Genomic DNA, 11,045 nt, shown 5'->3' on the forward strand with positions numbered 1-11,045 from the left:
AATGCAAAAGCCCCAGCAAACAGGATGACCCCGTGCCTCTTGGTCTAGTTTCCCACCGAATCGACCTTTTACCGGGCCGTCCCGCGCCAGAGCCGATCCGCCTGCGCACGCTGATCCTGCTGCGCTGGGTGGCGATTGCCGGGCAATTGGCGGCCGTCGGCGGGGCGCTGATGATCGGGGCGGGCTTTCCGCTGGCGGCGGTGCTGGCGATGATCGGGCTGGCGGTGGCGCTGAACCTTGGGCTGTCGGTGCGGCCGGACCGCCGCATCTCGGCGCGCGAGGCGGCCTGGCAGTTGGGCTTTGACCTGGCGCAGGTGGCGGCGCTGCTGGCGCTGACGGGCGGGCTTGCCAACCCCTTCGCGCTGCTTTTGCTGGCGCCGGTGACGGTTGCCGCGACCGCCCTGCCGCCGCCGCACATGCTGGCGCTGGGGGCGGCGACCTTTCTGATGGTCACGCTTTCCGCGATCTGTCCGCAGCCGCTGACCTTCGGCTCGGGCGGGCTGGTCACGCTGCGCGAGCCGCTGCTGGTCGGGCATTGGTTCGCCATCGTGATCGGGGCGGTGTTCTTTGCCGGCTATGCCCGGCTGGTCGCCGCGCAGGTCAGCGCCACCTCGGACGCGCTTTTCGCCGCCCGCTTGGCGCTGGAGCGTGAACAGAAGCTGCAACATCTGGGCGGCGTGGTGGCCGCTGCCGCGCATGAGCTGGGCACCCCCCTGGCCACGATCAAGCTGGTCAGCGCCGAGCTGGCCGACGAACTGGCCGATGCCCTGCCCGAGCGCGAGGACCTGGCCGAGGACGTGGCGCTGCTGCGCCAGTCCACCGACCGCTGCCGCGACATCCTGCAATCCATGGGCAGCGCCGGCCGCGACGACCTGCTGATCCGCTCGGCCCCGCTGACCGAGGTTCTGGCCGAGGCCGCGGCGCCGCATCGCGACCGTGGCGCCGAAATCCTGGTTCTGCCCGCACCCGAACCGCTGATCGTCCTGCGCGATGCCGCGATGATCCACGGTCTGCGCAACCTGGTCCAGAACGCCGTCGATTTCGCCGCCAGCCGCGTGACCATCGAGACCGGGGCAGACCGCCGCGACCTGTGGGTGCGGATCACCGATGACGGGCCGGGATTTCCGCCCGCGCTTTTGCCGCGCATCGGCAGCCCCTTCCTGACCACCCGCCCGCGGGCCGAGGACGGGCGGCGCTACGAAGGCATGGGACTGGGCCTGTTCATCGCCAAGGCGCTGCTTGAACGGTCCGGTGCCCGGCTGCGCTTTGCCAATGGCCGCCGGGGCGGGGCCGAGATCGTCGTCACCTGGCCGCGCGGCAAGATCGAGACCGGGGATCGCGGCGCCCTGGGCCCGAATCCGCAGATTCTGCCCTGAGGCGCGCGCGCGTTAACCACTTCTTAAAACATCCCGCTATAGTTGATTGGCTGTGTTGTTCAGGGATGTTGCGATGGTTGTGCATTTCCTTATCGCCTTTGCGGCCGCGGTGCTGGCGGTGCTGGCAGGGCTGGTGCTGCTGCGTCTTGCGGACCGGCGGGGCCGGGCGCGCGCGTCCCAGGGGCGCGGACTGGACCGCGCCCAGGAACCGATCGCCTTCCTGTTTCAGGGCGGGACGCTGGTCGACGCCACCACGCCGGCCAGAACGCTGTTGTCCAGCCTGCCCGGCGATGGGGACTGGCAGCGGCTAAGCGCCTGGCTGGGCATGCGCCTGCCGGAATTCGGCGCGCTGCTGCCCGATCTTGGCGGCGCCGCCCGCATCGAGATGAAAGAGCGTGGCAGCGACAATCCCCTGCGGCTTTTGGCCGAGGATCTGGGTGACGGGATGCTGCGCCTGACCCTGGCCGACCCGGCGGCCGAGGATGCCGGGATCCTGGTCGATTCCCTGTCCCTGCGGGCGATGGAACACGAGTTGGAAATCCTGCGCGGCGCCATGGACCTGTCGCCGATGCTGGCCTGGCGGCAGGATCGGCACGGCCAGATCACCTGGGCGAACTCTGCCTATCTGAACCTGGCCGAGGCCAAGGCCCAGGGCCAGACGGTCTGGCCCCTGCCGCGGATCATCGACCTGTCGGCCCGGCCGGTCCAGCCTGCCGCCGCCGCCGGGGCCCGGCGGGTGCAGGTCGAACATGACGGGCAAAGCCGATGGTATGACTGCCACCTGCACGAGATCGGCGGGCAGACCGTTGCCATCGCCCTGCCTGCGGATGCTGCGGTTCGGGCGGAACGCTCGCTGCGCGAATTCGTCCAGACGCTGACCAAGACCTTTGCCGACCTGCCCATCGGGCTGGCGATCTTTGACCGCGACCGCAACCTGCAGCTTTTCAACCCGGCGCTGATCGACCTGACCGGGCTTGCCACGGGCTTCCTGACCGCGCGTCCGACGCTTTACGCCTTTCTCGACCGCCTGCGCGAGGCGCGGATGGTGCCGGAACCCAAGGATTACCGCAGTTGGCGCAGCCAGATGAGCTCGTTGGAGGCGGCGGCAGCATCGGGGCACCATGTCGAACTGTGGTCGCTGCCGGGTGGCCAGACCTATCGTGTGGCCGGCCGCCCGCATCCCGACGGCGCGGTGGCCTTTCTGTTCGAGGACATCACCTCGGAAATCTCGCTGACTCGAAAGTTCCGCGCCGACCTGTCGCTGGGCGCCGAGGTGATGGACGCGCTGGAGGATGCGGTGGCGGTCTTTGCCGCCAATGGCGATCTGCTTATCTCGAACCGCCGCTATGCGGAACTGTGGGGCGCCGCCCCCGCCACGCTAGAGGGGCATATGCAGATCTGGACCGAAGCCTGCGGCGCCAGCCCCGGCCTTGCCACCTTGCGCGATGCGCTGAACGCGGCCTTGCCGGACGAGCCGATGCGCGGGGCCATGGCGGGGCCGGCGGGCGGGCTGCTGTTCTGGGGCCTGCGCGGGCTTTCCGGCGCGCGCCTGCTGCTAAGCTTTGCCGCCCCGGTTCCGGCGCTGGCATCGGGGCGCGAGCCTGCGCGCGCCGCGGAGGGACCCGAACCGGCCAGGGATGCGGCGATGTCACGCGTCCTGACCGGATGATCGCCGCGGTCTTGCCTTGGCGTGCCGGTCGCGCTTCCCTTGGCGAAACGGTCGCAGGTGGAACATGGCGGAACAGGGACGGACGGCGGATGCGGGGGGAAAGGCCATGATGGCTGGACCCGATCTTGTGGCCGGGCGACGGGTGCTGTTCGTCATGGCTGTGAATGCGGAATACGGGCCCCAGTTGCGGGCGCGCATCGCGCCGCTGATGACCGGGGTCGGCCCGGTCGAGGCGGCGGTGGCGCTGACCGCGGCGCTGTCGCAGCTTGCGGCGGGGGACGGGCTGCCGGAACTGGTGGTCTCGTTGGGTTCGGCGGGGTCGCGCCGGCTTAGGCAATTGGGCATCTATCAGGTGGCCTCGCTGGAATATCGCGACATGGACGCCTCGGCCCTGGGGTTTGCGCGGGGCGAGACGCCGATGCTTGGCCTGCCGGCGCGGGTCGAACTGCCGCTGCGCATCCCCGGAATCGCCGCCGCCAGCCTTGCGACCGGGGCCAGCATCGTCAGCGGCGCCGCCTATGACGCGGTCGGGGCCGACATGGTCGATATGGAAAGCTTTGCCGTGCTGCGCGCCTGCCAGCGTTTCGGATTGCCGCTGATCGGGCTGCGGGGCATTTCGGACGGGGCCGAGGAACTGGCGCAGCTTTCGGACTGGACGCAGTATCTGCATCTGGTCGATGAGCGCCTGGCAAAGGCGGTGGACCGGCTGGCCCAGGCGCTGGAGCGGGGCGAACTGGCGCTGTAGCATGGCTGACGGACTGGCGCCTGCGCCCCCTCAGGCGGCGGCGCGCCCGGTGCCGTCCTGATCACGGGCGGCGTCGGCGGTCGGCATGGCCGTGCCTGCGGCCGGGCGGAAATCTGCGGACCAAAAGGGGTTTCGCCGGAAGGCCGGCTTCAGTCGCCGCCGATCAGCACCTGCCCCTCGGGCCAGCGCAATGTGGTGGTCAGGGTGATGGCGCGTTCCTCTTTCGCGGGGATGGTTGCGTTCCAAACCAGCAGGCCGCGCTTGCCGTCGGGGTCGGTCTCGGCGGGATCCGGGTCGGCCGACCAGTCGATGCGCAGGTCCTTCTGGGTCGAAACCGGCACCCGGTCGATTACCCGCAGCGGCCAGTCCTCGTCCGTCAGGTTGCGGACCGTCAGGATCGCGGTTTCCCGGCGCTCCGAGGATTTGGCGATCAATCCGCGGTCGCCCTCGATCTCGTCGGGGACGCGGCGTTCCAGCGTGATGCCCGACAGCGGGCCGAAGCCCAGCTTCATGTCGTCGCCGGGGGCGGTCCGTTCCAAGGCGCCGCGTCCGACCATGGCGCCATCGGCGTAAAAGGTCGCGTCGCCCGGCAGGATCGCCGCCCCGGTCGTGTTCACCGTATCGGCCACCAGATAGGCGCTGTCGTCGCGCCGCGGCACCGCCTCGGCCACCACCTTGGCCGTCATCTCGTGCGAATCGAGCGGCAGGCGCAGCGCATCGGCGCCGCCGCGCAGCGTGACCGGCGTCGGATAGTCATAGACCACGGTTTCGCCCACCAGCCCCACCAGCGCCGAAGCCGCGACGGGCGCCGGCGCGGCGCGCTCGGCCGCATCCATCGCCGCCTCGGCCACCAGCGGCTGGGCCGAGCGGCGGTAATGCTTGGCCTCGGCATCGCCAAGGCGGGGGAAATCCGGCTGCAATTCGCTGGGGGCCGACTGGCCCATCGGCCGCGCGGTCGAAAGCAGCAGATGCACATCCTGCCAATCCTCGCCGCTGTCCTGCCGGACCAGCAGGCCGCGGTCCAGGCGCAGCCGGCCTTCACGGCGCTGCAAGGACAGGTCGTAGACCGGCTCCCAGCGGGCCTGGTCGGTCAGGCTGGTGATGCGGATGCGGGCGGGCTGGCCCTGGCCCTGCACGGCGACGACCAGCGCGCCGCGCTCGGATTGTGGGCCGCGCAGCGCCTCCAGCCGGGCCTCGGCGCGGGCAAGCTCTTCGGCCAGATCCTCGCGGCCGACATCGGCGGCCGCGGCTTCCAGCCCGGCGCGAATCGCGGTCTGGCGGGCCTGCAACAGCTGCTCGGCCACGGTGCGGGTCAGGGTGGCGATATCGCCGCCGCCGGCAAGATCGGATTCGGCCAGGTTCATCAGGAAGGCGATGGTGTCCTTTGCCGCCTCGGCGCGGGCCTTGATTTCGGCCACCCCGGCATCGCGTTCGCCAAGCGTGGCCTGAAGCCGGCGGACCTCGTCTTCGGCGGCGCGCAACTGGGGGGATTTCGCCGGCGCCTGGGGCAGGGCGCGTTCCTGCTGAAAGCCGGTCGCGCCGATCACCGCGCCCTGGGCCACGATGCGCAGGCTGGCCGGGTCGATGCCCTGGGGGATGCCGGGGATCACCAGTTCATGCGCGCCGGCCGGCAGGTCCAGCGCGGCTTCGCGGGTGACGCCGGCGCCCCAGGGATAGACGGTCACGTCGGTGACGCGGGCCGTGGTCTCGATCCGCTCGGCCAGGGCCGGGCTGGCCAGCAGGATGGCGGTGGAAAACAGCAATCGGCGCATCGGGGCCCCCTTTGTCACGACCCGGCCAAGGTCCGCGAGGGGCGCCGGAAAAGCAAGAGGGCGCCCCGCAGGACGCCCCGTTCCAGTTCAGCCCTTTTTCAGGCAGCGATTGCCCAGCAGCTCGGCGATCTGCACCGCATTCAGCGCCGCGCCCTTGCGCAGGTTGTCGCTGACGATCCACAGGTTCAGGCCGTTTTCCACCGTCACGTCCTGGCGGATGCGGCTGACGAAGGTGGCGAAATCGCCCACGCATTCCACCGGGGTCGAATAGCCGCCCGGCTCGCGCTTGTCGATGACCAGGATGCCCGGCGCCTCGCGCAGGATGTCGCGGGCCTCGTCCTCGTCCAGGAAATCCTCGAACTCGATGTTCACCGATTCCGAATGGCCGACAAAGACCGGCACGCGCACGCAGGTTGCCGTGACCTTGATCGCCGGATCGACGATCTTCTTGGTCTCGACCACCATCTTCCATTCTTCCTTGGTGTCGCCGCTGTCCAGGAACACGTCGATCTGCGGGATCACGTTGAAGGCGATCTGCTTTTGGAACTTCTTGGGCTCGACTTCCTGGCCGGGAACATAGACGCCCTTGGTCTGGTTCCACAGCTCGTCCATGCCGTCCTTGCCGGCGCCCGAGACCGACTGATAGGTCGAGACGACGACCCGCTTGATCCGCGCCCGGTCATGCAGCGGCTTCAGCGCCACCACCATCTGCGCGGTCGAGCAGTTGGGGTTGGCGATGATCATCTTGGTCCGGTAATCCTCGACCGCGTCCGGGTTCACTTCCGGCACGACCAGCGGGATCTGGGGGTCGTAGCGGTAAAGCGACGAGTTGTCGATCACCACGCAGCCCTGGCTGGCGGCGATGGGCGCATAGGTCTTGGTCGCGTCCGAGCCGATGGCGAACAGCGCCATGTCGTAGCCGGTAAAGTCGAACCCCTCGATATCCTTGCATTTCAGGGTCTTGTCGCCATAGCTGACCTCAGTGCCAATGCTCCGGCGCGAAGCCAGAGCGACAACCTCATCAGCAGGGAACTGGCGCTCGGCCAGGATGTTCAGCATTTCACGGCCCACGTTCCCCGTGGCGCCGGCGACAACGACCTTGTAGCCCATTGGGGTCTCCTTCAACAAAGGACGCCGCGATATAGGGGGTATTGCAGCAAAGGGAAAGCGAGATTTCGTCAGAACGCCCGCCGTTCCGGCAGCATTTCGGCTTAATGCTGGGTTATTCGGCGATCTGCCAGAATGAGTTCCCGCACCCATTCGGATTCGCCTTTGAAATCATGGGGAACCTGCTTGGCGGTCCGCCGGCCCGACAGCGAAAGCGAGGCGAAGAAATCAAAGCCGTAAAGTTCCAGCCGCGCCATGTCCGACCGCGCGATCAGGTCGATCATCATCGCGCCGGTCGTGGGTGGGGCGCCCAGCCGGGCCTTGAGCGCCCGGTAATCCGCCAGCGGGTGCAGGTAAAAACCGGGACCGCTGGCGGTGCGCCAGTCCAGCCGCTTGCGCTTGGGCGACATCCACAGGATGCGCGCGGGCGCGATGCGGGTGCGGTCGGCATCCGAAAGCCGCACGGCCAGCGCCAGCCAGTCGGTGCGGCTGCCGTGGCTTTCGGCCAAGGGCATGGGCGCGCGGTTGATGCGGATCACCAGGTCTGCGGCGTCGATCTGCGCGCCGTGCCGGGTCTGGGCCAGCGCGCGGGCATTGCCGACCAGCGCGACGCGCTTGCCCGCAAGATCGTCCAGAAGCGCGGATTGCGGGGCCGAAAGGCGTTGCAGCGCAGCTTCGTCCCGCAAGGTGCGGGCGATCAGGAAGCCAAGCCGGTTCACCCCAGAAGCCCGCGATAGACTTGGGTGATGGCGCGGGCCTCGCCCTCGATCGCGTGATTGGCCTGCACATGGGCGCGGGCCGCCTGTCCGGCCGCCCGGCGCGCCGCATCGTCGTCCAGCCAGCGCGCCAGCGTCGCAGTCAGGGCCTCTGCGTCTTCGCGCGCAACCAGGCTGCCGGTTTCGCCGTCGCGGATCAGCGTCTCATAGGCGCCGACGCGGGCGGCCACGGTCGGCACGCCGCAGGCCGCGGCCTCTAGCGGGGTCAGGCCGAACCCCTCCCACCGGGCGGGGGCGGCGAACAGGTCGATGGCCTGGTAGTTGCGCACCACCTGCGCCCAGGGCACCTCGCCCAGGAAGCGGATGCGGTCGGTCAGGCCGGCGGCGGCGATGCGGGCTTGCAGGTCGTCGGCAAAGGCCTGGTTGTCGGCGGTGATGCGCCCCGACAGGATCAGCCGCGCGCGGGGACGGGACGGGAACAGGTCCAGCGCCGCCTGGACCAGCAGGTCGATACCCTTTTGCGCCCGGATGCGGCCAAAGCAGCCGATGACGATGTCGTCCGGGGCAAAGCCCAGTTCGGCCCGCAGCGCGGCGCGGTCGGCGGCGGGGTGAAAGACGGACAGGTCCACGCCGTGCAGGATCACGGTGGCGGGACGTTCCAGATAGCTGGCGGCCTGTGGCGAGGTGGCGATCAGCGCATCCTGCCGGCGGATCAGCCAGCGGGTGAAGCCGGTATGCCGGCGCTGCGCCGCCGAGGTGAAAAGCAGCCGATAGCGCCGCCGCAGCACATGCCGCAGGATCAGCCCCAGCGCCATTTCCGTGTTGCGCCGCGCGTGCCAGACCCGCCAGCGGTCGCGCGGCAGGGTCGCGGCGCGGGCCAGCGGGATATGCGGCAATTCGGGCGGCAGGCCGGGGCCGGTGGCGACGATGCCGATGGCCCGCGCCTGCACCGGGATCAGCCGCACCACGGTGGCCGTCACGCCCGAGAGGCGCCGTTTCAGGTTCGGGGCGACCACGTCGATCCGGTCGGCGGGAATGTCAGGCATCGGGTGTCTCTGGTGTCAGCACATAGAACAGGACCCCTACCGTAAGCGGAATCAGGAAGAACAGGAACAATGTCGAATAGGCCTCGGCCGGGCCGCCATGGGCGCTGGCCCAGCGATAGACCGGGCGCGAGGCGAATTGCAGCGCTCCGGCCCCGCCGATCGAGAACAGGTTGAGAAAGGTGACGCCCCGCCCCACCAGATGCGAGGGCAGGAAGGCCCGGCCATGCGCCATCAGCACGGTATAGGTCGCCCCCGACAGCCCGACCAGCGCCAGCAGCGCAACCGACAGCGGCACGCTTTCCGCCGGCAGCAGCCACAGTGCCGCCATCACAGCGACCGAGCCGACATTGGCGGTCAGCGCCAGCCGGCGGACCGAGCCGACCAGCCGCGTCGCCGGCCCGACCAGGAAATTGCCGACCACCATGGCCACGCCCATGGCCAGCGTCGCCCAGCCGATGAGTTGGTCCGAGGCGCCATGCACTTCGCCCATATAGGGCCCGGCCCAAAGCCCGCGGATCGCGGCCGAGGCGGCATAGTTCACCGAAAGCAGCGGCAGGATGAACCACAGCGCCCGCAGCCGCAGGATTTCGGCCAGCGATCCGCGCGGGGCGGTGGCCGCCAGCCGCTCTGGGTCGCGGGTAAAGGCCAGGATCGCCAGCGCCACCGCCAGCGTGACCCCGGCCAGCGCCCACAGCGTCTCGCGCCAGCCGAAGGCCTCGGTCGCCCAGACCAGCGGCGCGGCGCCCAGGATATTGCCCATCGAGCCCACGGCCACCACCCCGCCCGCCAGGGTTCCGAACAGCGCCGGCGGATAACTGCGGGCGAAGATGTAATAGCTGCCCATCAGCGTCGGGGCGCAGCCGATCCCCATAAGCGCCAACGCCACATGCAGATGCCAGGGCGCCTGCGCCAGCGCAAAGATCGCCGCGCCGCTTGCGCCACCCAGCGCCAGCAGCGCCGCGACGGTGCGGCGCGGGCCGACCCGGTCCAGCGCCGATCCGATGGGGATCTGCATCAGCGCGAAGGTCAGGAACCACATCCCCGAGGAAATCGCCAGATCCTCGGGCGCGGCGCCCAGCTCTGATTGCAGGACCGGGGACAGGACCGCCAGGAAGGCGCGATAGAACTGGCTTAGCGTATAGGCCAGGATCAGGCTGACGATTCCGCCTGACAGCAATGCGCGCATGAACCGATCCCTTTTCCGCCCTGGCCGACCGGGCGAAACTGGCCCATCGACCGGCGGGACGCAATGGCTTGCCCGCCGCTCGCTGTCCGGTCAGGCGGCGGCCACTCGCGCCGGCGCTTCGCGCACCGGCAGGTGGATCAACGCGCTGAAGGCGCCCACACCCACGCCCACCCACCACACGACGGTGTAGTCGCCGTAGATGTCATACATCTTGCCGCCCAGCCAGACGCCCAGGAAAGAGCCGATCTGGTGGCTCAGGAAAACAAAGCCGTAAAGCGTGCCCATGTAGCGCAGCCCATAGATATAGGCGACCAGGCCAGAGGTCAGCGGCACCGTGGCCAGCCACAGCGCGCCCATCACCAGCGAAAAGACGACGACGCTGGTGGGCGTTATCGGCAGCAGGATGAATGCGGCGGCGACCACGGTGCGCAGCGCATAGATCCCGGCCAGCAGGTATTTCTTGCTGTAGCGCTTGCCCAGCCAGCCAGCAAAGATCGAGCCGGCGATATTGGCCAGCCCGATCAGCGAGATGGCGGCCGCCCCCAATGCCGAGGTGGTGGTGATGCCCAGCCCGGCCAGCGGGCCCGCCGGGCTGATCGGCCCGCACATCTCGGTCACCATGGCGGGGAAATGCGCGGTGATGAAGGCCAGTTGGTAGCCGCAGGAAAAGAAGCCGGCAAAGATCATCAGATAGGAAGGGTCGGCGAAGGCGCGCTTCAGCACCGCCCCCATGCTTTCTTCCAGTTCGCTGCGGCTGGCGGGCTTGCCCCCGCCCAGCATGGGCAGGAAAAACAGGCAGGCCAGCACGATCACCCCGAAGATGAGGAAGACGGTCTGCCACGGGTATTGCATCAGCAGCACCTCGGCCAGGGGCGCGCCGAAGACCTGCCCGGCCGAACCGGCGGCGGTGCCGATCCCCAGCGCCAGGCTGCGGTTCTCGTCGCTGGCGGCGCGGCCGATCACCGCCAGGATGACGCCAAAGCCGGTGCCGGCGATGCCGAAGCCGACCATGACCTCCAGCAGTTGCATGGCCAGCGGGTCGGTCGCATAGGCGGTCAGGATCAGCCCGGCGGAATAAAGGAACGCGCCGATGATCACCGACCAGCGGTCGCCCCAGCGTTCGGCCAGGGCGCCAAAGATCGGCTGGCCGATGCCCCAGGCCAGGTTCTGGATGGCGATGGCCATGCTGAATTCGGCCCGCGGCCAGTCGAATTCCTGCGCGATCGGGATCTGGAAGACGCCGAAGCTGGCCCGCAGGGCAAAGTTGATCAGCAGGATGATCGAGCCGCCCACCAGCACCGGGGTGAACAGCGAGGCGCGCATTGCCTTGGACATCAGGCCCTCCCTCTCGCAGCCCGCAATTCCTGCGCCGCGGCGGCGGGCAGGTCAATGCCGCGATTGTCTGAATCCCGCGCCGGCGTTAGCGTG

General features: G+C 69.2%; 9 protein-coding genes. 3 read left to right on the forward strand and 6 right to left on the reverse strand.

The features are described from left to right. Window positions 1–32 precede the first annotated feature (32 nt). From F3H32_RS04305 to F3H32_RS04315, 3 genes are all read left to right on the forward strand, one after another. Entirely contained in the window at window positions 33–1,376 is a 1,344-nt protein-coding gene (locus F3H32_RS04305) for an ActS/PrrB/RegB family redox-sensitive histidine kinase (RefSeq protein WP_181900667.1), read from the forward strand. 73 nt (window positions 1,377–1,449) lie between these two features. Then, window positions 1,450–3,045 (forward strand): PAS-domain containing protein, encoded by a 1,596-nt coding sequence (locus F3H32_RS04310; protein WP_149764709.1) that lies wholly within the window; start codon window positions 1,450–1,452, stop codon window positions 3,043–3,045. A gap of 109 nt (window positions 3,046–3,154) precedes the next feature. After that, on the forward strand, window positions 3,155–3,790 hold the full coding sequence (locus F3H32_RS04315) for a 5'-methylthioadenosine/S-adenosylhomocysteine nucleosidase (protein ID WP_223191339.1): 636 nt from the start codon (window positions 3,155–3,157) through the stop codon (window positions 3,788–3,790). A gap of 149 nt (window positions 3,791–3,939) precedes the next feature. Here F3H32_RS04315 and F3H32_RS04320 read toward each other — a convergent pair whose 3' ends face one another. The 6 genes from F3H32_RS04320 to F3H32_RS04345 all read right to left on the reverse strand — a co-directional run bounded on the left by F3H32_RS04320 (window position 3,940) and on the right by F3H32_RS04345 (window position 10,952). Further along, window positions 3,940–5,562 carry a DUF4139 domain-containing protein gene (locus tag F3H32_RS04320; protein WP_149764712.1) on the reverse strand — a complete coding sequence of 541 codons (1,623 nt, stop codon included), beginning with the start codon at window positions 5,560–5,562 and terminating at the stop codon, window positions 3,940–3,942. A gap of 87 nt (window positions 5,563–5,649) precedes the next feature. After that, entirely contained in the window at window positions 5,650–6,672 is a 1,023-nt protein-coding gene (locus F3H32_RS04325) for an aspartate-semialdehyde dehydrogenase (protein WP_149764907.1), read from the reverse strand. A 101-nt stretch (window positions 6,673–6,773) separates the two neighbouring features. After that, window positions 6,774–7,388, reverse strand: coding sequence for a glycosyltransferase family 29 protein (locus F3H32_RS04330; RefSeq protein ID WP_149764714.1), 615 nt, complete (start codon window positions 7,386–7,388; stop codon window positions 6,774–6,776). Further along, window positions 7,385–8,431 (reverse strand): glycosyltransferase family 4 protein, encoded by a 1,047-nt coding sequence (locus F3H32_RS04335; RefSeq protein ID WP_149764716.1) that lies wholly within the window; start codon window positions 8,429–8,431, stop codon window positions 7,385–7,387. The genes F3H32_RS04330 and F3H32_RS04335 overlap by 4 nt, the downstream gene beginning before the upstream one ends. Continuing rightward, on the reverse strand, window positions 8,424–9,617 hold the full coding sequence (locus tag F3H32_RS04340; RefSeq protein WP_149764718.1) for an MFS transporter: 1,194 nt from the start codon (window positions 9,615–9,617) through the stop codon (window positions 8,424–8,426). Before F3H32_RS04340 ends, F3H32_RS04335 begins: the two co-directional genes overlap by 8 nt. Before the next feature lie 90 nt (window positions 9,618–9,707). After that, window positions 9,708–10,952 (reverse strand): MFS transporter, encoded by a 1,245-nt coding sequence (locus F3H32_RS04345; protein WP_149764720.1) that lies wholly within the window; start codon window positions 10,950–10,952, stop codon window positions 9,708–9,710. Window positions 10,953–11,045: the final 93 nt, after the last annotated feature.

This window comes from Paracoccus thiocyanatus (assembly GCF_900156255.1).
Lineage (GTDB): Bacteria > Pseudomonadota > Alphaproteobacteria > Rhodobacterales > Rhodobacteraceae > Paracoccus > Paracoccus thiocyanatus.